This is a genomic window from Streptomyces sp. BF23-19, assembly GCF_041106355.1.
In the GTDB taxonomy this organism is placed as follows: Bacteria; Actinomycetota; Actinomycetes; order Streptomycetales; family Streptomycetaceae; genus Streptomyces; species Streptomyces virginiae_A.
Genome location: NZ_JBGBPT010000011.1, coordinates 50,013 through 71,700, shown reverse-complemented (window position 1 = coordinate 71,700; position 21,688 = coordinate 50,013). Strand labels below are relative to the sequence as shown.

Below are 21,688 nucleotides of genomic sequence, written 5' to 3'. Positions count from 1 at the left end.
GGCACAGGTGTGCTGGTGGGAGCGGTTTGCGGGCTCATCGGAGGGGTTCCGAAAGATAGCGGAATGTCTCCGTCCGAATAACTCTCCGTCGATAAATAAGGTAACCCTTAGTGATGGAGGCCACCAGGCGTGGCGTCCGTCACGGCTTGTCGCCGGTCGGTTAATTACGCAACAATGGCGTTGTGAAATACGGCGAACGGCAGATCGACACCCCTCAGGGGGAGCTCGGCACCGGGGAGCGGTCAACCCGCAACCGCGTGGCGCGCTCGATCCTGGACCACGGTCCGTCCACCGTCGCCGACCTCGCCCAGCGTCTCGGCCTCACCCAGGCCGCCGTCCGCCGCCACCTCGACACGCTCGTCACCGACGACGTGGTCGAACCCCGTGAGCAGCGTGTGTACGGTGCGCGCACCCGGGGTCGGCCCGCCAAGGTCTTCGTGCTCACCGACTGCGGCCGCGACGCCTTCGACCAGTCCTACGACACGCTCGCCGCGGACGCCCTGCGCTGGATCGCGCAGTCGGTCGGCGGCGGCGAGCAGGGCGAGGTGGCAGTCGCCGCCTTCGCCAGGTCGCGGATGGAGACGCAAGCGCGCGCCTACAAGGAGGCCGTCGAGGCCGCCGCACCGCAGGAGCGCACGGAGGCCCTTGCCAGGGCGTTGACCGTGGACGGGTACGCTGCTACGGCGAAGAGCGCTCCCGGTCCGCACAGCGGTGAACAGCTCTGCCAGCACCACTGCCCGGTCGCGCACGTCGCCGAGCAGTTCCCGCAGCTCTGCGAGGCGGAGACCGAGGTCTTCTCCCGCCTGCTCGGGACCCATGTGCAGCGCCTCGCCACGATCGCCCATGGCGACGGGGTGTGCACGACGTTCATTCCGCGTAGCGCGAGCACCACACAGACCGACACATCAGTATCTGCAAGTACGGCCGGGAGGAACCCCGCATGACCACGGAGATCGCTCACCCTGAGCTCGATGGCCTGGGCACCTACGAATACGGCTGGGCCGACTCCGACGCGGCCGGCGCCGCTGCCAAGCGGGGTCTCTCCGAGGATGTCGTCCGCGACATCTCGGCGAAGAAGTCCGAGCCGGAGTGGATGCTGAAGCTCCGCCTCAAGGGCCTGAAGCTGTTCGACAAGAAGCCCATGCCGAACTGGGGTTCCGACCTCTCGGGCATCGACTTCGACAACATCAAGTACTTCGTGCGTTCCACCGAGAAGCAGGCCGCTTCGTGGGAGGAGCTGCCCGAGGACATCAAGAACACGTACGACAAGCTCGGCATCCCGGAGGCGGAGAAGCAGCGCCTCGTCGCCGGTGTCGCGGCCCAGTACGAGTCCGAGGTCGTCTACCACCAGATCCGTGAGGACCTGGAGGAGCAGGGCGTCATCTTCCTCGACACGGACACCGCGCTCAAGGAGCACCCGGAGCTCTTCCAGGAGTACTTCGGCACGGTCATCCCGGTCGGCGACAACAAGTTCGCGTCGCTGAACACCGCGGTGTGGTCCGGCGGCTCCTTCATCTACGTCCCCAAGGGCGTGAAGGTCGACATCCCGCTCCAGGCCTACTTCCGTATCAACACGGAGAACATGGGCCAGTTCGAGCGGACGCTGATCATCGTCGACGAGGACGCCTACGTCCACTACGTCGAGGGCTGCACCGCCCCGATCTACTCCTCGGACTCGCTGCACAGCGCCGTGGTCGAGATCATCGTCAAGAAGGGCGGCCGCTGCCGCTACACGACGATCCAGAACTGGTCGAACAACGTCTACAACCTGGTCACCAAGCGCGCCGTGGCGTACGAGGGCGCGACCATGGAGTGGATCGACGGCAACATCGGTTCCAAGGTCACCATGAAGTACCCGGCCGTCTACCTGATGGGCGAGCACGCCAAGGGCGAGACCCTGTCCATCGCCTTCGCGGGCGAGGGCCAGCACCAGGACGCCGGCTCCAAGATGGTCCACATGGCGCCGCACACCTCCTCGAACATCGTCTCCAAGTCGGTGGCCCGAGGCGGCGGCCGCACCTCGTACCGAGGTCTGGTCGAGATCGGCGAGGGCGCCCACGGATCGAAGTCCAACGTGCTGTGCGACGCGCTCCTGGTCGACACCATCTCCCGCTCGGACACGTACCCCTACGTGGACGTCCGTGAGGACGACGTCTCCATGGGCCACGAGGCCACGGTCTCCAAGGTCTCCGACGACCAGCTCTTCTACCTGATGAGCCGCGGTATGACGGAGTTCGAGGCCATGGCCATGATCGTGCGCGGCTTCGTCGAGCCCATCGCGCGTGAGCTGCCCATGGAGTACGCGCTGGAGCTGAACCGGCTGATCGAGCTGCAGATGGAGGGTTCGGTCGGCTAGTTCCGGCCGCCCGAGTCCCGCAGACATTCTTTGACGTAGGAAGAGAGCACGAAGACAGCCATGGCTGAGGCTCAGAACATTCCGGCGGGTTCGACCACCGCCGGCGCGATCGCGGTGGCCGCCGAGTCCACCGTCGCCACCCGGATGAGTGCGCCCCCGTCCTTCGACGTGGCGGACTTCCCGGTTCCGAACGGCCGCGAGGAGGAGTGGCGCTTCACGCCGCTCGCCCGCCTCAAGGGCCTGCACGACGGCACCGCGGTCGCCAACGGCACCATGAAGGCCCAGATCGACGCGCCCGAGGGCGTCACGGTCGAGTCGGTGGAGCGCGGCGACGCGCGCATCGGCAAGGCCGGCACCCCGGTGGACCGGATCGCTGCCCAGGCGTTCTCCTCCTTCGCCAAGGCCACGGTCGTCACCGTGCCCAAGGAGACGGTCCTGACCGAGCCGGTGCGCGTGACGCTGCACGGCGAGGGCGGCACCACCTTCGGCCACACCGTCTTCGACGTGCAGGCCTTCGCCGAGGCCGTCATCGTCATCGACCACACCGGTGACGGCGTGCGCGCCGCCAACGTCGACTTCCTGGTCGGCGACGGCGCCAAGCTCACCGTCGTGTCCGTGCAGGACTGGGACGACACCGCCGTCCACTGCTCCCAGCACAACACGCTGATCGGCCGCGACGCGACCTTCAAGTCGGTCGTGGTCACCTTCGGTGGCGACGTCGTCCGCCTCCACCCGCGGATCAGCTACGCCGGCCCCGGCGGCGAGGCCGAGCTCTTCGGCCTGTACTTCACGGACGCCGGCCAGCACCAGGAGCACCGCCTCCTGGTCACGCACGACGCCCCGCACTGCAAGTCGAACGTGGTCTACAAGGGCGCGCTCCAGGGCCAGGACGCCCACGCGGTCTGGATCGGTGACGTGCTCATCCAGAAGAGCGCCGAGGGCACCGACACCTACGAGATGAACCGCAACCTCGTCCTCACGGACGGCGCGCGGGTCGACTCGGTGCCGAACCTGGAGATCGAGACCGGCGAGATCGTCGGCGCCGGCCACGCCTCCGCGACCGGCCGTTTCGACGACGAGCAGCTCTTCTACCTGCAGGCCCGTGGCATCCCGGCCGACGAGGCCCGCCGCCTGGTCGTCCGCGGCTTCTTCGCGGAGCTCGTCCAGCAGATCGGTGTCGACGACATCGAGGAGCGTCTGCTCGCCAAGATCGAGACCGAGCTCCAGGGTTCCGTCTGATGAATTACGTCAAGGCCTGCGCGCTCAGCGAGCTGGAGGAGGACACCCCGAAGCGGGTGGAACTCGACGGCACGCCGGTCTCCATCGTCTCCACCGAGGGGGAGGTGTTCGCGATCAACGACATCTGCTCGCACGCGAACGTGTCGCTCTCGGAGGGCGAGGTCGAAGACTGCATGATCGAGTGCTGGCTGCACGGGTCGGCCTTCGACCTGCGCACCGGCAAGCCCTCGGGCCTGCCCGCGACGCGCCCCGTCCCCGTATACCCCGTAAAGATCGAAGGGGACGACGTGCTCGTCTCCCTCACCCAGGAGTCCTGAGGTATCCATGGCAACGCTTGAAATCCACGACCTGCACGTCTCCGTCGAGGCCGAGAACGGCGCCCGCGAGATCCTCAAGGGCGTCGACCTCACCGTCAAGCAGGGTGAGACGCACGCCATCATGGGTCCGAACGGCTCCGGCAAGTCCACCCTGGCGTACTCGCTCGCCGGTCACCCGAAGTACACCATCACCGGTGGCACCGTGACCCTCGACGGCGAGGACGTCCTGGAGATGTCCGTCGACGAGCGCGCCCGCGCCGGCGTCTTCCTCGCGATGCAGTACCCGGTCGAGGTCCCCGGTGTCTCGGTCTCCAACTTCCTGCGCACCTCGGCCACCGCGATCCGCGGCGAGGCGCCGAAGCTGCGTACCTGGGTGAAGGAGGTCAAGTCCGCGATGGAGCAGCTCCAGATGGACCCGGCCTTCGCCGAGCGCAACGTCAACGAGGGCTTCTCCGGCGGTGAGAAGAAGCGCCACGAGATCCTGCAGCTGGAGCTCCTGAAGCCGAAGATCGCGATCCTCGACGAGACCGACTCCGGTCTCGACGTCGACGCCCTGCGCCAGGTCTCCGAGGGCGTCAACCGCGTCCGCGCGACCGGTGAGGTCGGCACGCTGCTGATCACGCACTACACGCGGATCCTCCGCTACATCAAGCCCGACTTCGTCCACGTCTTCTCCGAGGGCCGCATCGCCGAGTCCGGCGGCGCCGAGCTCGCCGACAAGCTGGAGGCCGAAGGCTACGAGTCGTACAGCACGAAGGGTGGCGCGACCGCGTGACACAGTTGCCTGGCCTCCTCGACATCGAGGCGATCCGAAAGGACTTCCCCCTTCTGGATCGTGTGGTCCACGACGGGAAGAAGATCGTTTACCTGGACAACGCGGCGACCTCGCAGAAGCCGCGCCAGGTGCTCGACGCGCTGAACGAGTACTACGAGCAGCACAACGCCAACGTCCACCGTGGCGTGCACGTGCTCGCCGAGGAGGCCACGGCGCTGTACGAGGGCGCTCGCGACAAGGTCGCCGCCTTCATCAACGCGCCGAGCCGCGACGAGGTGATCTTCACCAAGAACGCCTCGGAGTCGCTCAACCTGGTCGCGAACATGCTCGGCTGGGCGGACGAGCCCTACCGGGTCGACCGCGAGACCGAGATCGCCATCACGGAGATGGAGCACCACTCCAACATCGTGCCGTGGCAGCTGCTCTCGCAGCGCACCGGCGCGAAGCTGAAGTGGTTCGGCCTCACCGACGACGGCCGGCTCGACCTGTCCAACATCGAAGAGGTCATCACGGAGAAGACGAAGATCGTCTCCTTCACGCTGGTCTCCAACATCATGGGCACGGTCAACCCGGTCGAGGCGATCGTGCGGCGAGCCCAGGACGTCGGCGCCCTCGTGCTGATCGACGCCTCCCAGGCCGCCCCGCACATGCCGCTGGACGTACAGGCGCTCGGCGCCGACTTCGTGGCCTTCACCGGCCACAAGATGTGCGGCCCGACCGGCATCGGCGTCCTGTGGGGCCGGCAGGAGCTCCTGGAGGACCTGCCTCCGTTCCTCGGCGGCGGCGAGATGATCGAGACCGTGTCGATGCACGCCTCGACCTACGCCCCGGCGCCTCACAAGTTCGAGGCGGGTACGCCCCCGATCGCCCAGGCCGTCGGCCTCGGTGCGGCCGTGGACTACCTGACCGCGATCGGCATGGACAAGATCGCCGCGCACGAGCACGCGATCACCGAGTACGCGATCAAGCGTCTCGCGGAGGTGCCCGACCTGCGGATCATCGGCCCCACCACGGCCGAGGACCGCGGCGCCGCGATCTCCTTCGTCCTGGGTGACATCCACCCGCACGACGTCGGTCAGGTTCTGGACGAGCAGGGCATCGCGGTCCGCGTGGGACACCACTGCGCGCGCCCCGTCTGCCTGCGCTACGGAATTCCTGCGACGACGCGAGCGTCTTTCTACCTGTACTCCTCTCCGGCCGAGGTCGACGCGCTGATCGACGGGCTGGAGCACGTACGGAACTTCTTCGGCTGACGGACGAGGCGACGAGGACGCAGTGAAGCTGGATTCGATGTACCAGGAACTGATCCTGGACCACTACAAGCACCCGCACGGGCGTGGCCTGCGCGACGGCGATGCCGAGGTGCACCACGTCAATCCGACGTGCGGCGACGAGATCACGCTGCGCGTGAAGTACGACGGCGAGACGCTGACCGACGTCTCCTACGAGGGCCAGGGCTGCTCCATCAGCCAGGCCAGCGCGTCCGTACTGAACGAGCTGCTCGTGGGCAAGGAACTGGCCGAGGCGCAGAAGATCCAGGCTGTCTTCCTGGAGATGATGCAGTCCAAGGGCAAGATCGAGCCCGACGAGGCCATGGAGGAAGTGCTGGAGGACGCGGTCGCGTTCGTCGGCGTCTCCAAGTACCCGGCTCGCGTGAAGTGTGCTCTGCTGAGCTGGATGGCGTGGAAGGACGCGACGGCCCAGGCTCTGGGCGACGCGGAGAGGAAGACGGCATGACCGAGAACGCGACGCCCGAGGCGTCGATCAAGCCGGCCACCGAGGAGGAGGTCCGCGAGGCCCTCTACGACGTGGTCGACCCCGAGCTGGGCATCGACGTCGTCAACCTGGGCCTGATCTACGGCATCCACATCGACGACGCGAACATCGCCACCCTCGACATGACCCTGACCTCGGCGGCCTGCCCGCTGACGGACGTCATCGAGGACCAGGCGAAGTCGGCGACGGACGGCATCGTCAGCGAGCTTCGGATCAACTGGGTCTGGATGCCGCCGTGGGGTCCGGACAAGATCACGGACGACGGCCGCGAGCAGCTCCGCGCACTCGGCTTCAACGTCTGAGCGGTTCTGAACGAGGAAGGGCCCCCGGCATCGTGCCGGGGGCCCTTCCTCGTGTCCGCAGGGCGGCCCGTCGGGCCGCTCAGTCGTCCTTCGGCCTGTCGGGCAGCGTGTCCGGCTCCGGTTCGGGTCGCGGCTGCGGCTGCGGCCGGTCCGGGTGCGCGACGGTGGGTGCGTCGGCGTCGGCGTCGGCGTCCGTGAGCGTGTGCGCGAGCGTGTCCGCGGGCGGCTCCGAGGGCGGCTCCGAGGGCGTGGGCACGGGTCCGGCGGTGGGGGCCTGCGCGGCGAGTTCGGCGAGGAGGGCCTGGGCGAGGTTCTCGCGCCGGATCCGCTGGTCCACGTACAGCAGATTGCTGAACAGCTGGGTGTACCCGATCTGGAACATCTGGCTCACGCCGCCGCCGACCATGAGGCACAGGATGCCGAACACGAGGGCGACGATCATGCCCGTCGACGGGCCGGCTCCCTCGGCCCCCTCGCCCGCCTCGGCCATGAGCGGGATCATCCCGAACGTGCCGACGAGCTGGAAGGGCATCTGGATCATGTAGGCGATGCTCATCGCGATCATGCTGCCGACCAGGGTGATACCGAAGATCCGCCACCAGTCGCCCTTGACCAGCGCGGCCGAGCGGCGCAGCGCGGTGACAGGGGTGGCCTTCTCCATGACCGCCACGGCGGGGGCCAGGCTGAGCCGGGTGCCGAGCCAGACGGACACCGCGATGGTGGGCAGCAGGAGCACGGGCAGGAGGACCAGGGCCGCGGGTGACGGGTCGTCGCCGGAGACGGAGACGACCATCACCGGAATCCACACCGCCATCGCGGCGAGCACGGGAGCGCCCGCGATCAGCCCCGTGAGCACCAGCGCGCCCAGGACGGAGGGAGTCCGCCGCAGGGCCGTGCGCCACATCGCGCGGAAGGTGGTGGGCCGGCCGAGGACCGCCTGCTGGAGGACCGCCGGGCACACGGCGGTGAGCATGGCCATGCTCAACAGCCCCACGGCGAACAGCAGCACGAAGAGCGTGACGCCCGCGACGATGAACGGGGTGAGGTGTTCGGCCGCCGGATCCTGCCCGTAGGGCGGGTCGAAGACCGGCTCGATGTGGTCGTACACCGCGGCGACGGCCACGCCCGCCAACAGGGCCATGACCAGCAGGCACAGGCCCAGTACGGCCAGCATCACACCGGCGAGCTGCTTCCAGTAGCGCCCGAAGGTGGCGAAGGTGGCGCTCACGACGTCCCCGAGGCCCAGGGGCTTCAGCGGTACCGTCCCGGGCTGCGGCGGTGGCGGCGGGGCCCATCCTCCCCACTGCGGCGCGCCGCCCGGGCCGCCCGGCCACCCCGGCCCGTGTGCCCCCGTGGATCCCCACCCTGTGTTCTGCGTCATGCGTGTGCTCCGTCTTCTCGTTCCCCCGACGAAGGCACCGTATATCAGCATGTCAGGAGCATGGCAGTGGATTCACTTGGATGTGTACGCTCGTACGCATCGCTGTGTACAGTTGTACGCATGCCTTACGTCATGCTTGCCGCGGCCATCGCCGCCGAGGTCGCCGGAACCACCGCCATGAAGTACAGCGACGGCTTCACCAAGCTGTGGCCGTCGTTGGGCACCCTGCTGGGCTACGTCATCGCCTTCACCCTGCTCGCGCAGACGCTGAAGTCGATGTCGGTCGGCACGGCGTACGCGATATGGGCGGGCGTCGGCACCGCCGCGATCGCCGCCATCGGCATGGTGTTCCTGGGCGAGGCGGCCACCGCCGCCAAGATCGCCGGGATCGCCCTGGTGATCGGCGGCGTGGTCCTGCTGAATCTCGGCGGGGCCCACTGATGCCCTCCGGCGGGCGGCGTTACGACCCGGACCGGCGGCAGCGGATCATCGACGCCGCGCTCCGGGTGGTGGGCGAGCGGGGCATCGCCGGGCTGACCCACCGCAGCGCGGCCGCCGCCGCCGACGTACCGCTCGGGTCGACGACGTACCACTTCAAGACGCTGGACGACCTGCTGGTCGCCGCGCTGCGCCAGGCCAACGAGGGCTTCGCCCAGGCGGTGGCGCGCTCCACCGCGCTGGCCGACCCGGACGCGGACCTCGCCGAGGCCCTGGCCCGCCTGCTCGGGGAGTCCCTCGCGGCGGACCGGGGCCGGGTCGAGCTGGAGTACGAGCTCTACCTCGCGGCGCTGCGCCGCCCGGCACTGCGGCCGGTGGCGGCGCAGTGGTGCGAGGCGGTGGCGGCGGCGCTGACCCCGCGGACCGACCCGGTGACCGCGCGGGCGCTGGTGGCGGCCATGGACGGGATCGGCCTGCAGGTCCTGCTGACGGACGCCCCGTACGACGAGGCGTACGCCCGCGAGATCCTGGGGAGGCTGCTGCGGCCCGGGCAGGGCGGGGCGGGATCCTTCGGCCCGTCCGGCGGCTGAGGACCGGGTCGGGGACGGCCCGGGTGACGGCCCGGGTGACGGCCGGAGGGCGGGGCGGAGGATCCGTGCGGTAGTGCCCGGCTAACCCGCGGAGCGCACGGCCGTCAGCGCCGTCCGCACGCTCGCCTCGATGTCCTGGATCGGGTAGATCACCTCGCGGACCGTGCGGTCGCGGTCGATGACCAGCGTCAGCCGCTTGATCCGACTCGTGCCCGCCGCACGGAACGTCGGCAGGCGCAGCGCGGCGGTCAGGGCCAGATCCGCGTCCGACAGGAGCGGGAACCGCAGTCGCTCGTGCTCCGCGAACTCCCGCTGCTCGTCCGGGCGCTGGGTCGACACCCCGTGCACGGTGGCGCCGGCCGCGGTGAACTCCGCGAGCTGGTCGCGATAGGTGCACGACTCGAACGTACAGCCCTTGGCGCCCGGGATCCCGGCCCAGCCGGGCGGGTAGGACTCGGCGCGCGCGTACGCGCCCGGGAAGCAGTACAGGACCGTGAACGGGGTGTCCGCCACCGGGTCGCTCAGCTCGCCGAAACGGTCCGGCAGCAGCAGCGGCGGCACCCGCGTACCGCGCAGCGCGTGCACCCGTTCCGCCTCACGCGAGGCCTCGTCGGTCGTCGCCGTCATCTCTCCCTCTCCCAGGACCCACGTGTCTCCCCAGTCCTGGAGGGCCACCAGGACGGGCAGCAGCCCCCGTCCACGCGGGGTCAGCCGGTACTCGTGCCGCACCGGACGTTCCTGGTACGGCTCGCGCGACAGCACCCCGGCCTCGACGAGCAGCTTCAGCCGCTCCGCCAGCACCTTGCGGGACATCCCCAACTCGCGCTGGAGCTCGTCGAAGCGGTGCAGACCGCGCGCGGCGTCGCGCACGATCAGCAGCGTCCACCAGTCGCCCACCACGTCGAGGGCCTGGGCGATGGCGCAGTCTGCGTCGCCGAGTTGTGTGCGCTGGGCCATGGCACTCCTTTGTCCGTTGACCCCAAGGCTGCCATGCTGACATAGTCAGTTCCTAAAGGGAACTTACTCGATGGATGCAGGGGGACACGGGTGTGTTGCAGGGGTTCAAGGACATACCGAGGGTTGTGTGGCTGCTGGCTGCGGGGGTCTTCGTCAACGCCGTCGTCAGCTTCACCTTCGTCTTCGTCTTCCTCTACCTGACCGGCCCGCGCGGCCTCGGCGCCGCCCAGGCGGGCCTGGTCGTCGGCATCGGCGGCGTCGGGTTGATCGCCGGCAACTTCACCGGCGGCTGGTACGGCGACCGCTTCGGACACCGCCGGGTGCTGCTCACCGCCGCCACCCTCGGCGGCATCGCCCTGGTGGCGCTCCCGCTGCTGCCCACGCCGCTGCTGTACGCGGCCCTGCCGGTGGCCCAGTACGCCTCCGGCGTGATCCGGGCCGCCAACTCCGCGCTGGTCGCGGTCGCCGTCCCGGAGGGGGCCCGCCGCCAGGCCTTCGCCCTCGTACGCTGCGTCTCCAACGGTGGATTCACCCTCGGGCCGCCGCTGGGCGCCCTGGTCGCCACCGGCCTCTCCTACGACTGGCTCTTCGTCGGCGACGGCATCGGCACGCTCCTCTTCGCCGTCTGGACCGCGCGGGTCGTCCCGGCCCGCGGAGTTTCCCGCGTACCCGCCGTGGCCCAGGACGGGGGTCCGGGCCACGGCGAACGGAGTCTCTGGCGCGAACTGCGCGCCCGCCCCGCCGTGCTGGTGCTGCTCGGCGCGATCCTGGTGACCGACGTCGTCTACCGCCAGCAGTACTCCACCTTCCCGGCCTTCCTCGCCGACCACGGCCTGGACACGCGCGTCTTCGGGCTCGTCATCGCCCTGAACGGAGGGGTGATCCTGCTGCTGGAGCTGCCCGCCGCCGTAGCCCTGCGCGAGCGGCCGGCCCTGCCGGTCATCGGCACCGGAATGGTGCTCGTCGGGGCCGGGTACGCGGCGCTGTTGCTCGGGGCCGGGATCGGGAGCGCCGTCGCGATGATGATCCTGCTGAGCCTCGGGGAGACCCTCTACAAGACCACCGCCACCGCCTACATGGCCGACCAGGCGCCCGAGCACGCCATCGGACGGTTCCAGAGCCTGTACGCGGGCGTGTCGGTCAGCGGGGTGGTCCTCGGGCCGCCGATCGGCGGAGCCCTGTACTCCGTAGTGCCCGGGCTGCTGTGGCCGCTCTGCGCGGTGCTCGCCGCGGGGGCGGGTGCGGCGCTGTGGGGGGCGCATGCCCGGCGGGCCCGGCACATGGCGCGAGCCGCGCGACCGGCACATGAGACCGGTTCGCGACCGAAGGCCGTCGCCGGTTAGGTTTCGGATATGACTGCTACGCGTACCACCGGCGCCGTCGCCGCCGGACTTGCCACCATCACCGCCGACGGCACCGTCCTCGACACCTGGTTCCCCGCCCCCGAGCTGGTCGCCGAGCCCGGCCCGGCCGGCACCGAGCGCCTCACCGCCGACCAGGCCGTGGAGCTGCTGGGCGCCGCCGCGGCCAAGGCGATCCGCACGGACGCGGTCCGCGGCGTCGAGGTCGTAGCCGTCCGCACGGTCATCTCCTCCCTGGAGGACAAGCCGCTGGACGCGCACGACGCGTACCTGCGCCTGCACCTGCTCAGCCACCGCCTGGTCAAGCCGCACGGCCAGAACCTCGACGGCGTCTTCGGCCTGCTGACCAACGTCGCCTGGACCTCGCTGGGCCCGGTCGCCGTCGACCAGGTCGAGACCGTCCGCCTCAACGCGCGCGCCGAGGGCCTGCACCTCCAGGTCACCTCGATCGACAAGTTCCCGCGGATGACGGACTACGTCGCGCCCAAGGGCGTGCGCATCGCCGACGCGGACCGCGTCCGCCTCGGCGCGCACCTCGCCGAGGGCACCACCGTCATGCACGAGGGCTTCGTCAACTTCAACGCCGGTACCCTCGGCACCTCCATGGTCGAGGGCCGCATCTCCGCGGGCGTCGTGGTCGGCGACGGCTCCGACATCGGTGGCGGCGCCTCCACCATGGGCACCCTCTCGGGCGGCGGCAAGCAGATCATCTCGATCGGCGAGCGCACCCTGATCGGCGCCGAGGCGGGCGTGGGCATCGCGCTGGGCGACGAGTGCGTGGTCGAGGCCGGCCTCTACGTGACCGCGGGCACCCGAGTGACCCTGCCGGACGGCCAGATCGTCAAGGCCCTGGAGCTCTCCGGCGCCAACAACATCCTCTTCCGCCGCAACTCGGTGACCGGCGCCGTCGAGGCCCGCCCGTACAAGGCGGCCTGGGGCGGTCTGAACGAGGTCCTGCACAGCCACAACTGACGGTGACCGCCGGCCCCACCGGCCAGCCCCGTCACCACGAGCGCCCTCTCGCCGTCCACCACGGCCGGGAGGGCGCTCGGCCGTTGTCGGAGCCAGGTCCCCGGGCGCGGGTACTCGGCCGGGCCTGAGTACGTGCGCGCTGGTGGCCGGCGGAGCCCGGGGGAAGGCTGGGGGCATGCGACGACGAATAGCCTCCGGCCCCGTCTCCCCCCTTCCGGTCGCCCTGGCACTCGCCCTTGTGGCGGTGGCCGCGTGGGCCGCCTGGCTCGGTTGGGACCAGCACCGCGACGTGTGGCCCGACGGCACGCAGACCGGGCCGTACGAGGCCTGGCAGGTGATCGGGCTCGGGCTGACGCTGCTGGTGCCCGTGTGCTGGGCGGCGTACCGGGGCCGCGCGGCGGGCGCCGTCGTGGGCGTCACGGCCGGCCTGACCTGTGCCGCCTTCTACGACTGGTCGGACGATGCCAGTGGACTCTTCGTGATCGGCGTGGGGATGGTCATGGTGGGGAGCCTGGCGGTGACGGCCGGGGTCTGCGCCTTGATCACCGCCCTGAAGCCGAAGGCGCCGACGGCCCGCCGAGGCGGATAGGACGCGGGCCCGCCGTACTCAGTGCAGGGGGATCGTGCGGACCAGGCCCGCGAAGGCCTGCTTCTCCGCCTCGGTCAGCTCCACCGACTCCATCGGGTGCCCGGCGGAGCCGCGCTGGGAGGGGATCATCGGCAGGCTCTCGGCGGCGGCGGGCTCCGCTTGGGGGAACCGGTCGTCGCCCCGCAGGTGGCGGAGGCCGGTGAACGAGACGATCGCGGCCACGAGCAGGACGGCGAGGCCGATTTCCTGAGCGAGGGAGATGGAGGGGAGCACGAGGATCCTCCGGGAGTGCGGTCGGTACGAGCCGGTACAAGATCGAGCGTGGAAATACTCAACCACCACAACCGGTCGATTCGATACGGATGTGTCGAGCGTCACGCCAGGGCCGAAAGTCCCTACCTTGTCCGGGAAGGCCCGGTTACGACTCCAGGTGCAGCTTGAAGCCCTCATGGCTGCGGGCGAAGCCCAGCCGTTCGTAGAACCGGTGCGCGGCCGTCCGCCGCTTGTTGCTGGTCAGCTGGACCAGGCCGCAGCCGTGCGCACGGGCCCGCTCGGTGGCGAGCCGCATCAGCTCGGCGCCGAGCCCGGAGCCCCGCCGGTCCGCGCGGATCCGTACCGCTTCCACCAGAGCCCGCTCCTGCCCGTGCCGGCCCAGGCCCGGGATGTACGTGAGCTGGAGGCAGCCGAGGACGACCTCGCCCGCCTCGCTCGCTCGGCTCGCCCCGTCGGTCAGGACCAGCATCTCGTTGCGCGGGTCCGCCTCGATCGCCGCGAAGGCCCGCTCGTGCGCCTCGCCGACCACGATCGACGCCGGGTCGAGGACCGTGTCCTCGTCGGCGAGCAGGGCGAGTACGGCGGGCAGGTCCTGGCGCGTGGCCTCACGGAAGATCATGGCCGGATTGTGGCAGGGGGCCCGGCCGGGACGGCGGCCGGACCCCCTGCGGCTGCGGGACCCGAAGGGTTACGGGCGGAAGCGCAGCACCTGCGGGTCGTGGTCGCTGTTCTGCGCCGAGAACTCCGCGTTGATGTGCACGCTGTCGTACGTGAACTTCTTGATCGCCGGGCTGGTCAGGATCTGGTCCAGCACCTGCGCGTTGCCCTGGTAGACGTACGAGTAGCGCTCCGCCTTCGGCAGCGACTTGATCGCCGGGTACAGCGCCCCGCCGTCCGCCAGCGCGTCCGTCGTCGCCGAGAACTCGAAGTCGTTGATGTCACCGAGGACCAGGACGTTCGCGTTCTTGTCCTCGGCCAGGATCTGCTTCACGAAGCCGTTCACGGCCTGCGCCTGCTGCAGTCGCTTGGCCTCCGAGGAGCGGACCGGCGGCTGGTGGTGCGAGGTCAGGCCCTCGTCGCCGCCCTTGGAGCCGAAGTGGTTGGCGATCACGAAGACCGTCTTGCCGCGGAAGACGAACTCGCCTGCCAGCGGCTTGCGGCTGTCCGCCCACGCCGGGTTGGCGGGGTCGACGCGGCCGGGGGAGTGGGTCAGGGCGGCCTTGCCGTTGACCTTGGTCACGCCGGTCGCGGTCACCGCGTCACCCGGGGCGCGCTCGGTGAAGGAGACCCGCGCCGGGTTGAAGAGGAACACCTGACGGATGTTGCCGCCGGGCTCGCCGCCGTCCTTCTTGTCCTCCGGGTTGACGGTCCGCCACTGGTAGGCCGGGCCGCCGGCGGCCGAGATCGCCGCGGTGAACTTGGCGAGGGTCTGCTCGGCCGAGACGGTGCCGTCGTTCTTGGCGCCGTTGTCGTCCTGGATCTCCTCCAGGGCGAGGATGTCGGGGGTGGCCAGGTTCTCCACGACGGCCTTCGCCAGCGCGTCGAACTTCTCCTGCGGGTCGGTCGGGTCGAGGTTCTCGACGTTGTACGTGGCCACCGCGAGCTCCTGCTCGGCCTGCGGCTTGGTCTTCTCGGGGGCGAGGGTGCCCGCCTTGACGGTGCCGAGCGTGCGGGCCACCAGCGTGTAGCCGCCGAACTGGTTGAAGTCCAGCGGGCCTTCCGTGGTGCCGGTCAGCCGGTCGCCGACGTTGGCCACCGGGAAGGGCTGCTGCGCGAGGGGCGCGAGCTGCTGGATCTGCAGACGGCCGGTGTTCTGGGACTCGTAGGAGCCGTAGATGGTGCCGCCGCGCTTGGCGGTGTTCTCCCAGCCCTTCACCGTGACCCACAGCTCGGAGTACGGGTCGGTGGCGCCGACCACGCGGGAGGTGCCGATCTTGACGTTCATGCCCTCCAGCGACTCGTAGTGGTCGAGGGCGTAGCGCGAGGGCTCCAGGGTGAGGCCGTTGATGCTGCCGCCGGCGGCCGGGTCACCGGCCGGGGCGTACTCGGCGGGCACCGTGTACTCGTTGATCGCGGTGGCCTCGGGCAGCGCGTTGCCGGAGGAGACCGCGGTCACCGTCGGCTTGGAGATCTGGGTGACCGACTGGTTGCCGGAGGTCAGACCGCCGGGGATGTACTCGCCCACGGTGCCGGAGACCTTGACCGCGTCGCCCACGGCGACGGTCGGGACCGAGTTGGTGAAGACGAAGACGCCCTCGCTGGTGGCGTCGTTGTCGTCGGCGTCCGGGTCCTGGATCCAGAAGCCGCGCGAGCCGTACGTACGTACGCCCGTCACGATGCCCTCGACGTCCGTGACCTGCTTGCCGTTGAGCGGGGATATCCGGGTGGTGCCCTGAATGTCGTGGATGCGTATCGGATCGGCGGACACGGCGCCTTCGGCCGCGTCGGCGGAACCCGCGAGCAGGCCGGTGGCCAGTGCGGTGGCGACGAGGGCCGCGACGGCGGCGGAACGGGGATGCGAGGAGCGCATGGGCAGGAACTCCGGTGTGGGAGAGGGAAAAGGTGGGGGGTGCGGCAGTGAGATCTGCGGGAGGCAAGCCGCTCCCTATACATCTACGCGCGTCAATTTCCTGTGTGGCCAGCAAAGTTGTCAAGCCCTCCAGGGAATACGACAGCTGACTGTGGGATGAACCAAAGGGGATGGCCCGCCGGACACGCCCGAAATGCGTCTACGCTGGAGCGCCGTACGAAGGCCACGCCAGTCATCTGCGCCACATCCGCATGCCCGCACTGCCCGTCATGTCGGCCATGTCAGCGAAATCCGGGCGCATATGACGGTCCGGCCGGCAGTACGGCCGTGTCACCAACGCCACACCCCGTTCGACCTCCGCCACACCCCCGTTCCACCCCGCCACACCCCGTCCCACCGCGTTCGCGAGGAGAACCGCCCCATGTCCGCAGACTCGCACCCCACGCTGCCGCCCGTACGGCTGCGCTCCGACGCGGAACTGGCCCGCGACGCCCTCGGCGCCCCGCTGTTCGCGCGCGCCGTACGGCTCGCCCGCTGGGCCGGACCCGGCACCCGCGTGGGAGTCGGCGGCGAGCTCGCCACCGACCAGCTGCCCGAGGCCGCCGCGGTGCTCGGCCTCGACACCGCCGACGAGGACTCCGCCGGATACGCGAGCCAGGCCTGGCGGGTGGCCGTGGACACCGGCCTGGTCGACGTGACCGAGCCGGAGGACGACAACGGGGAAGGCGACGAGGAGCGCTTCGGCACGGCCGCGCCCGGTGAGGACCTCGCGCTGGTGACGAGCGGTGCGCCCGGCGACGTACTCGACCTCTGGCTGGCGGCCCTGGACACGGTGCTCGCCGACGCGGCCGTGCCCGACCTGGACGACCTCGTCGACGCGCTGGACGCGGGCGGCGAGATCGACTTCGACCGGCTGGACTGGAACCCGGGGCGCGAGGCGGACTTCCTCGACGGGGTCCTCGCCAACCTCTACCTGCTCACCGTCACCGAGGGCGGGGCCGCGGACGGGCCGATTCCGCTGCCGGTGCTCGCCGCGTCGATGATCGTGCCCGACGGCATGGGCGAGCCGACCGATGCCGTGCTGGAGCAGGTCTCGGACGCGATGATGCGCCTCGACGACCAGTTCCGGCAGCTGGAGCCGATCGGGCTGGTGGAATTCCGGCCCGTCGACGAGGAACTGATGGCGGAGGCCGACGGCCCCCTGGAGCCGGAGACCGCGGGCGCCGGCGGAGGCGGGGCCGGTGCGGGCGCCGAGGACGACGAGGACGTCTCCCGCTACGGGATGGTCCGCCTGACCCCCCTCGGCCTGTACGGGATCCGGGCCCGGATGCTGGAGGCCGGGGTCGATGCCCCCGCCGTCGGCGAACTGGCCGAGAAGGGCGCCGACGCACTCCTCGACGCGGTCTCTCTCTACTCCGAGAACGCCGCCCAGGCCGAGATCGAGCAGTGGCTGGCCGGCCGGGAACAGCCCGCCGCGGCCGCCGAACTGCTGGCCGCCGCCCGCGGGGACGACGAGGGCGGCCCGCTGCGCCGGCTCCGGTGCCAGCAGGCCCTGGCACCGGCCGGGCCGGAGGCCGAGCCCGCCGTCCGCTCGGTGCTGGACGATCCGGAGCTCGGCGGGCTCGCCCGGGTCTGGCTGGCGGAGCGCGGGGTCGGCGACGTACCGGCCCCGGACCCGGAGATGGTGTTCTGGCTGACGGTGGACACGATCGCGGCGCAGCTCGCCACCGATGGTGAGACGGAGGAGCTGCCGCTCCTGATGGAGACCCTGACCGCTCATCACACGGGCTTCTTCGAGCAGGTGTGGCGGGTGGAGCACCCGGCGACGGCGTACGTCCTGGAGGCGATGGGTCGCCTGCACCCGGACAAGAAGGCGGCCAAGGAGGCCCGCAAGGCCGCGTTCAAGGCCCGCTCCCGCCGCCCGGCCTAGGGGGTGTTCTCCTCTCCGCAACGCGCCCGCACCGTGCCCGCCCGGCACGGCGGGGTGCGGTGCGGAGAGGGCTGCGCCGTGATCCCCGGCGGACACAATGGGTGCCATGGACTCAGGACTTGCCGCGCTGCTGGGCGCCGCCGTCGGCTCCGCCACCACCCTCGGGGCCGCGATCGTGAACGGCCGTGCGCAGGCACGGACCCAGCACGCCCAGTGGAGCCGCCGGCACCGCCGCGACGCCTACGCCGCCTACCTCGGCGCGCTCCATGACCGGGACATAGCCATGGACGCCGTGCTCGACGCGCTCCGGCCGGACGCGCCCGACCTGTCCGACGTCGACGAGAAGACGGGCCGGTTCGTCACCCTGGCCCGCGAGGTCCACCGCGCCGCCGAAATCGTGATCCTCGAAGGGCCGGCCCCCCCTCGCCGATGCCGCCGAACGGGTCACCCACGCCTCCGGCGATCTCTCACACGTCGTGCGGCGGATGGCCGAGAACGCCCGTGCCGGGGACGCTACGCACAAGGCCGAGGACACCGTCCTCGCCGCCGAACGGCAGGCGATCCTCTACCGGGCGATCAAGGACTTCCGCCTCGCGGCCCGCGGTGCCATCGACAGGACCGACTGATCCGGAACACCCCCCGCCCGCGGTGCCGGGAAGGGCGGTGACAATGCGCCGTTCCTGGGGCCGGAGTTGGCCATTCCGGGGCGGGGCAAGGGGTCGGTTCCTCTTGGTGGGTAGTTCAGCCGCCGTTCACGTGCGGGCGAGAGCGTGTGCGCCGACGACCGCACGACAGGCGCACCACCTCCCCACCCCTGGAGACCCGATGCCGCTCAGCCGTAGAGACTTCACCGCCCGTACCGTCATCGCCGGCGCGGGAGTCGCGCTCAGCGGGACGGTCGGCGCGCTCGCCACCGCCCCCGGGGCGCTCGCCGCCGAGGACGGCACCGATCGCGACGAGCACGGGCGGCCCTGCGAGCCCGGCTACGGCCCGCTCGTCCCCGACCCGGCCGGACTGCTGGCCCTTCCCGCCGGGTTCACGTACCGCGTCATCACGCACAGCGGGGTCACCAAGCTGGACTCCGGCGAGACCACACCGTCCAACCACGACGGGACCGCCGCCTTCGAGGGCCACCGCGGGGTCACCCTCCTCGTCAACAACCACGAACTCAAGGGCAAGCGGGAGAGCTGGGCCCGCCCCGTCCCCCTCACCGAGGGCCTGGTCTACGACCCGGCCGCGGCCGGCGGGTGCACGGTCGTCGAGGTCCGGCGCGGCGGCGAGGTCGCCGAATGGGTGGGCATCGCCGGTACGTCGACCAACTGCGCGGGCGGCGCCACCCCCTGGAACACCTGGTTGACCTGCGAGGAGAACTCGGACCTCGCCGGAAAGAACGGCATGACGAAGGACCACGGCTACGTCTTCGAGGTCGACCCGCACGACCGGCGGGCCAACCGCGACCCGCGGCCGGTCAAGGCCTTCGGGCGCTACGACCACGAGGCCGTGGTCATCGACCCGCGCCAGGGGCACGCCTACCTGACCGAGGACGCCTCCGGCCCCAACGGGCTGCTGTACCGCTGGACCCCGCCCCGCGGCTTCCACCACGGGCGCGGCAAGCTCCGTACGCTCGCGGCCGACGCCGGCGTACTCCAGGCCGCCAAGTGCATCGACAGCTCCGGCAGGTTCGTCGACGACCTCTCGCGCGCCACGAAGATCGGCACCGTGTACGGGGTCGACTGGGTGGACGTGCCCGACCGCGACGCCCGGACCGTACCGGTGCGCAAGCAGTTCGCGGACGGGGTGGTGACGCGTGGGCGCAAGCTGGAGGGCATGTGGTGGGCGGACGGCGGCGCGTACTTCGTCTCGTCCTACGCCCGTGAGGAGAGCCCGGGCGCGGCCCACGACGGTCAGGTCTGGTTCTACGACCCCAAGCGGCGCACGATCCGGCTCACGGTCCTCATCGGGGTCAACGCGGATCCGTCGGTCGACGGCGGCTACGACGGCCCCGACAACATCACCGTGTCGCCGTACGGCGGTCTGATCATCGCGGAGGACGGCTCGGGGCTGCAGCACCTGTTCGGCGCGACGGAGTCGGGCCGCACCTACCCGCTGGCGCGCAACGAGCTGAACAACGGGTCGGCGGAGGAGCCGGAGTACTCCGAATTCACCGGTGTCTGCTTCTCGCCGGACGGGCGCACGCTGTACGCCAACATCCAGGACCCGGGCATCATGCTGGCCATCACCGGGCCGTGGCGGCGCGGGCACTGACGGCGGCGGCGCCCCGGCGCCGGCATCACGGTGCGGGCGCCGTACGCGCCGCCTACAGGGCCGGGGAAACCTCCGCGCGAGAGGCCTCGGCCCACTCGGCGAGCAGGAACTCATACGCCTCAGAGGGCCACTCGCCATCCACCCGGGTCTCGACAAGGTGCCGTATCGCCTCGTTCGCCTCGGCGGCGGACGGGCGGGCGGGCCCCGCGGGGGTGAGTGTCTTGTGCATGGTTTCAAGGCTACGGGCGGGCACTGACAGCCACCTACGGATTACGCGTGGCATCCATCACCCGGAACGCGTACCGATGGTCGCTCGTGCCCGCCCACCTGCTCAGAGTGCCTGCGCGGCGGGCTTGACCATGCCGCGCACTGTGCGCGACTTCACAAAGTCGCCCATGGCGGTCATCTCCCACTCGCCGGAGAACTGCTTGATCAGCTTCGCCATCATCACGCCGGTCTGGGGCTCGGCGCTCGTCAGGTCGAAGCGCACCAGCTCCTCGCCGCTCGCCGCGTCGATGAGCCGGCAGTAGGCCTTGGCCACTTCGGTGAACTTCTGGCCGGAGAAGGAATTGACCGTGAAGACCAGGCCGGTGGCGTCGGCGGGGATCCGGCCGAGGTCCACGACGATCACCTCGTCGTCGCCCGCGCCCTCACCGGTGAGGTTGTCACCGGAGTGCTTGATGGCGCCGCCGAGGATGGACAACTTGCCGAAGTAGCAGCTGTCGATGTGGTTGCGCTGGGGGCCGTACGCGATGACGGAGGCGTCGAGGTCGATGTCCTTGCCGCGGAAGGCGGGCTCCCAGCCGAGCCCCATCTTGACCTGCGAGAGCAGCGGGCGGCCGCCCTTGACGAGGGAGACGGTCTGGTTCTTCTGGAGGCTGACCCGGCCCTTGTCGAGGTTGATCTTCCCGGCGCCGGGGGCGGGGGCCGCCGGTGCGGGGGGCGCGACGGGGGCCGCCGGGGCGGGAGCCGTGGGCTGGGTGGCGCCGCCGAGCCAGGGGGAGGGCGGGTAGGAGACCGGCGGGGCCGGGGGAGCGGCCGGCGCCGGGGGCGCGGGCGGAGCGGCCACGGCCTGGGGCGCCGCGGGCTCCTCGTCCACGGAGACCCCGAAGTCGGTGGCGATGCCGGCGAGGCCGTTCGCGTACCCCTGGCCGACGGCGCGCACCTTCCACACACCGCCGCGCAGGTAGATCTCGACGACGACGAGCGCGGTCTCGGTGCCCAGCTGCGGCGGGGTGAAGCCAGCGATCACCGCGCCGCCGTCGGCGTTGCGCACGGTGGCGGTGGGCTCGATGCCCTGGAAGCTCTGCCCGGCGGCGTCCGGGCTGGCCGTGACCACGATCCGCTCGATGCCCGGGGGCACGGCGCCGGTGTCCACGGTGATCGAGTCCGGCGTCGCACCGCCGCCGGACCGGTAGCTGACACCGGGCCCGGTGGGCTGGTTGAAGAAGATGAAGTCGGCGTCGGAGCGCACCTTGCCGTCCGCCGTCAGGAGCAGGGCCGATACGTCGAGACGCACCGGCGCAGCCACGTCGACCGTCACACGGACGGCATCGAGCGGCAGGTTGGATCCAGGGGTCATAGCGGTCATGCCCGGAGAACGACCGGAGGCGCTTTGCCGTTCCCTTACCCTCGTG

General features: G+C 70.7%; 24 protein-coding genes. 16 read left to right on the top strand and 8 right to left on the bottom strand.

Features of this window, described 5'->3' with window-relative positions; translation table 11 throughout:
* Window positions 1-182: 182 nt before the first annotated feature.
* From AB8A24_RS09195 to AB8A24_RS09160, 8 genes are read left to right on the top strand one after another with little or no spacing between them, the layout of a single operon-like run.
* Window positions 183-944, top strand: coding sequence for a metalloregulator ArsR/SmtB family transcription factor (locus AB8A24_RS09195; RefSeq protein WP_328963808.1), 762 nt, complete (start codon window positions 183-185; stop codon window positions 942-944).
* Complete coding sequence (gene sufB / locus AB8A24_RS09190) at window positions 941-2,356, top strand: Fe-S cluster assembly protein SufB (RefSeq protein ID WP_266390197.1); 1,416 nt, start codon at window positions 941-943, stop codon at window positions 2,354-2,356. The genes AB8A24_RS09195 and sufB overlap by 4 nt, the downstream gene beginning before the upstream one ends.
* 60 nt (window positions 2,357-2,416) lie before the next feature.
* Entirely contained in the window at window positions 2,417-3,595 is a 1,179-nt protein-coding gene (sufD, locus tag AB8A24_RS09185) for a Fe-S cluster assembly protein SufD (protein ID WP_328963809.1), read from the top strand.
* Window positions 3,595-3,912 (top strand): bifunctional 3-phenylpropionate/cinnamic acid dioxygenase ferredoxin subunit, encoded by a 318-nt coding sequence (locus tag AB8A24_RS09180; protein ID WP_030388907.1) that lies wholly within the window; start codon window positions 3,595-3,597, stop codon window positions 3,910-3,912. Before sufD ends, AB8A24_RS09180 begins: the two co-directional genes overlap by 1 nt.
* A gap of 7 nt (window positions 3,913-3,919) precedes the next feature.
* A complete protein-coding gene (gene sufC, locus AB8A24_RS09175; RefSeq protein WP_030720347.1) occupies window positions 3,920-4,687 on the top strand; it encodes a Fe-S cluster assembly ATPase SufC in 768 nt (255 codons plus the stop codon).
* Entirely contained in the window at window positions 4,684-5,940 is a 1,257-nt protein-coding gene (locus AB8A24_RS09170; protein ID WP_030009137.1) for a cysteine desulfurase, read from the top strand. Before sufC ends, AB8A24_RS09170 begins: the two co-directional genes overlap by 4 nt.
* A gap of 22 nt (window positions 5,941-5,962) precedes the next feature.
* Window positions 5,963-6,424 carry a Fe-S cluster assembly sulfur transfer protein SufU gene (gene sufU / locus AB8A24_RS09165; RefSeq protein ID WP_030027090.1) on the top strand — a complete coding sequence of 154 codons (462 nt, stop codon included), beginning with the start codon at window positions 5,963-5,965 and terminating at the stop codon, window positions 6,422-6,424.
* Window positions 6,421-6,765 carry a metal-sulfur cluster assembly factor gene (locus tag AB8A24_RS09160; RefSeq protein ID WP_030009139.1) on the top strand — a complete coding sequence of 115 codons (345 nt, stop codon included), beginning with the start codon at window positions 6,421-6,423 and terminating at the stop codon, window positions 6,763-6,765. Before sufU ends, AB8A24_RS09160 begins: the two co-directional genes overlap by 4 nt.
* Before the next feature lie 79 nt (window positions 6,766-6,844).
* On the opposite strand, the gene AB8A24_RS09155 is transcribed toward AB8A24_RS09160, so the two are convergent.
* Window positions 6,845-8,146 (bottom strand): hypothetical protein, encoded by a 1,302-nt coding sequence (locus AB8A24_RS09155; RefSeq protein ID WP_369475317.1) that lies wholly within the window; start codon window positions 8,144-8,146, stop codon window positions 6,845-6,847.
* A gap of 120 nt (window positions 8,147-8,266) precedes the next feature.
* Here AB8A24_RS09155 and AB8A24_RS09150 point away from each other — a divergent pair, with 120 nt between their 5' ends.
* Together AB8A24_RS09150 and AB8A24_RS09145 are read left to right on the top strand one after the other, a co-directional pair.
* Entirely contained in the window at window positions 8,267-8,587 is a 321-nt protein-coding gene (locus AB8A24_RS09150) for a multidrug efflux SMR transporter (protein WP_189735897.1), read from the top strand.
* Window positions 8,587-9,174, top strand: coding sequence for a TetR/AcrR family transcriptional regulator (locus tag AB8A24_RS09145; protein WP_369475316.1), 588 nt, complete (start codon window positions 8,587-8,589; stop codon window positions 9,172-9,174). The genes AB8A24_RS09150 and AB8A24_RS09145 overlap by 1 nt, the downstream gene beginning before the upstream one ends.
* 81 nt (window positions 9,175-9,255) lie before the next feature.
* On the opposite strand, the gene AB8A24_RS09140 is transcribed toward AB8A24_RS09145, so the two are convergent.
* Window positions 9,256-10,131, bottom strand: coding sequence for a winged helix-turn-helix transcriptional regulator (locus AB8A24_RS09140; RefSeq protein WP_369475315.1), 876 nt, complete (start codon window positions 10,129-10,131; stop codon window positions 9,256-9,258).
* Between the two features lie 74 nt (window positions 10,132-10,205).
* Between AB8A24_RS09140 and AB8A24_RS09135 the strand changes: the two genes are divergently transcribed.
* From AB8A24_RS09135 to AB8A24_RS09125, 3 genes are all read left to right on the top strand, one after another.
* Entirely contained in the window at window positions 10,206-11,474 is a 1,269-nt protein-coding gene (locus AB8A24_RS09135; RefSeq protein ID WP_369475314.1) for an MFS transporter, read from the top strand.
* Between the two features lie 9 nt (window positions 11,475-11,483).
* The gene (gene dapD / locus AB8A24_RS09130) at window positions 11,484-12,464 is read left to right on the top strand and encodes a 2,3,4,5-tetrahydropyridine-2,6-dicarboxylate N-succinyltransferase (protein WP_030720326.1); all 981 of its coding nucleotides are present in this window, start codon (window positions 11,484-11,486) and stop codon (window positions 12,462-12,464) included.
* Window positions 12,465-12,639: 175 nt separating this feature from the next.
* Window positions 12,640-13,053 (top strand): hypothetical protein, encoded by a 414-nt coding sequence (locus AB8A24_RS09125; RefSeq protein WP_369475313.1) that lies wholly within the window; start codon window positions 12,640-12,642, stop codon window positions 13,051-13,053.
* An 18-nt stretch (window positions 13,054-13,071) separates the two neighbouring features.
* On the opposite strand, the gene AB8A24_RS09120 is transcribed toward AB8A24_RS09125, so the two are convergent.
* From AB8A24_RS09120 to AB8A24_RS09110, 3 genes are all read right to left on the bottom strand, one after another.
* Window positions 13,072-13,326, bottom strand: coding sequence for a hypothetical protein (locus AB8A24_RS09120; protein WP_328963815.1), 255 nt, complete (start codon window positions 13,324-13,326; stop codon window positions 13,072-13,074).
* Window positions 13,327-13,471: 145 nt separating this feature from the next.
* Complete coding sequence (locus AB8A24_RS09115) at window positions 13,472-13,945, bottom strand: GNAT family N-acetyltransferase (protein ID WP_328963816.1); 474 nt, start codon at window positions 13,943-13,945, stop codon at window positions 13,472-13,474.
* A gap of 69 nt (window positions 13,946-14,014) precedes the next feature.
* On the bottom strand, window positions 14,015-15,856 hold the full coding sequence (locus AB8A24_RS09110; protein ID WP_328963817.1) for an endonuclease/exonuclease/phosphatase family protein: 1,842 nt from the start codon (window positions 15,854-15,856) through the stop codon (window positions 14,015-14,017).
* 421 nt (window positions 15,857-16,277) lie between these two features.
* Between AB8A24_RS09110 and AB8A24_RS09105 the strand changes: the two genes are divergently transcribed.
* Complete coding sequence (locus AB8A24_RS09105) at window positions 16,278-17,786, top strand: hypothetical protein (protein WP_369475312.1); 1,509 nt, start codon at window positions 16,278-16,280, stop codon at window positions 17,784-17,786.
* 112 nt (window positions 17,787-17,898) lie between these two features.
* On the opposite strand, the gene AB8A24_RS09100 is transcribed toward AB8A24_RS09105, so the two are convergent.
* Window positions 17,899-18,234 carry a hypothetical protein gene (locus AB8A24_RS09100; RefSeq protein ID WP_369475311.1) on the bottom strand — a complete coding sequence of 112 codons (336 nt, stop codon included), beginning with the start codon at window positions 18,232-18,234 and terminating at the stop codon, window positions 17,899-17,901.
* Window positions 18,235-18,271: 37 nt separating this feature from the next.
* On the opposite strand from AB8A24_RS09100, the gene AB8A24_RS09095 reads away from it, so the two are divergent.
* Window positions 18,272-18,412 (top strand): hypothetical protein, encoded by a 141-nt coding sequence (locus AB8A24_RS09095; RefSeq protein ID WP_369475310.1) that lies wholly within the window; start codon window positions 18,272-18,274, stop codon window positions 18,410-18,412.
* Window positions 18,413-18,611: 199 nt separating this feature from the next.
* Entirely contained in the window at window positions 18,612-20,051 is a 1,440-nt protein-coding gene (locus tag AB8A24_RS09090; RefSeq protein WP_369475309.1) for an alkaline phosphatase PhoX, read from the top strand.
* Between the two features lie 52 nt (window positions 20,052-20,103).
* Here AB8A24_RS09090 and AB8A24_RS09085 read toward each other — a convergent pair whose 3' ends face one another.
* Window positions 20,104-20,280 carry a hypothetical protein gene (locus tag AB8A24_RS09085; RefSeq protein ID WP_190620251.1) on the bottom strand — a complete coding sequence of 59 codons (177 nt, stop codon included), beginning with the start codon at window positions 20,278-20,280 and terminating at the stop codon, window positions 20,104-20,106.
* A gap of 102 nt (window positions 20,281-20,382) precedes the next feature.
* On the bottom strand, window positions 20,383-21,633 hold the full coding sequence (locus AB8A24_RS09080) for a TerD family protein (protein ID WP_369475308.1): 1,251 nt from the start codon (window positions 21,631-21,633) through the stop codon (window positions 20,383-20,385).
* Between the last annotated feature and the right edge of the window lie 55 nt (window positions 21,634-21,688).

Excerpts from the sequence above, each read along its gene's own strand:
- sufB (WP_266390197.1), top strand. The coding sequence starts at position 941 with ATGACCACGGAGATCGCTCACCCTGAGCTCGATGGCCTGGGCACCTAC.
- sufD (WP_328963809.1), top strand. The coding sequence starts at position 2,417 with ATGGCTGAGGCTCAGAACATTCCGGCGGGTTCGACCACCGCCGGCGCG.
- AB8A24_RS09180 (WP_030388907.1), top strand. The coding sequence starts at position 3,595 with ATGAATTACGTCAAGGCCTGCGCGCTCAGCGAGCTGGAGGAGGACACC.
- sufC (WP_030720347.1), top strand. The coding sequence starts at position 3,920 with ATGGCAACGCTTGAAATCCACGACCTGCACGTCTCCGTCGAGGCCGAG.
- AB8A24_RS09160 (WP_030009139.1), top strand. The coding sequence starts at position 6,421 with ATGACCGAGAACGCGACGCCCGAGGCGTCGATCAAGCCGGCCACCGAG.
- AB8A24_RS09155 (WP_369475317.1), bottom strand. The coding sequence starts at position 8,146 with ATGACGCAGAACACAGGGTGGGGATCCACGGGGGCACACGGGCCGGGG.
- AB8A24_RS09150 (WP_189735897.1), top strand. The coding sequence starts at position 8,267 with ATGCCTTACGTCATGCTTGCCGCGGCCATCGCCGCCGAGGTCGCCGGA.
- AB8A24_RS09145 (WP_369475316.1), top strand. The coding sequence starts at position 8,587 with ATGCCCTCCGGCGGGCGGCGTTACGACCCGGACCGGCGGCAGCGGATC.
- AB8A24_RS09140 (WP_369475315.1), bottom strand. The coding sequence starts at position 10,131 with ATGGCCCAGCGCACACAACTCGGCGACGCAGACTGCGCCATCGCCCAG.
- AB8A24_RS09135 (WP_369475314.1), top strand. The coding sequence starts at position 10,206 with ATGCAGGGGGACACGGGTGTGTTGCAGGGGTTCAAGGACATACCGAGG.
- dapD (WP_030720326.1), top strand. The coding sequence starts at position 11,484 with ATGACTGCTACGCGTACCACCGGCGCCGTCGCCGCCGGACTTGCCACC.
- AB8A24_RS09125 (WP_369475313.1), top strand. The coding sequence starts at position 12,640 with ATGCGACGACGAATAGCCTCCGGCCCCGTCTCCCCCCTTCCGGTCGCC.
- AB8A24_RS09115 (WP_328963816.1), bottom strand. The coding sequence starts at position 13,945 with ATGATCTTCCGTGAGGCCACGCGCCAGGACCTGCCCGCCGTACTCGCC.
- AB8A24_RS09110 (WP_328963817.1), bottom strand. The coding sequence starts at position 15,856 with ATGCGCTCCTCGCATCCCCGTTCCGCCGCCGTCGCGGCCCTCGTCGCC.
- AB8A24_RS09105 (WP_369475312.1), top strand. The coding sequence starts at position 16,278 with ATGTCCGCAGACTCGCACCCCACGCTGCCGCCCGTACGGCTGCGCTCC.
- AB8A24_RS09095 (WP_369475310.1), top strand. The coding sequence starts at position 18,272 with ATGGCCGAGAACGCCCGTGCCGGGGACGCTACGCACAAGGCCGAGGAC.
- AB8A24_RS09090 (WP_369475309.1), top strand. The coding sequence starts at position 18,612 with ATGCCGCTCAGCCGTAGAGACTTCACCGCCCGTACCGTCATCGCCGGC.
- AB8A24_RS09085 (WP_190620251.1), bottom strand. The coding sequence starts at position 20,280 with ATGCACAAGACACTCACCCCCGCGGGGCCCGCCCGCCCGTCCGCCGCC.
- AB8A24_RS09080 (WP_369475308.1), bottom strand. The coding sequence starts at position 21,633 with ATGACCCCTGGATCCAACCTGCCGCTCGATGCCGTCCGTGTGACGGTC.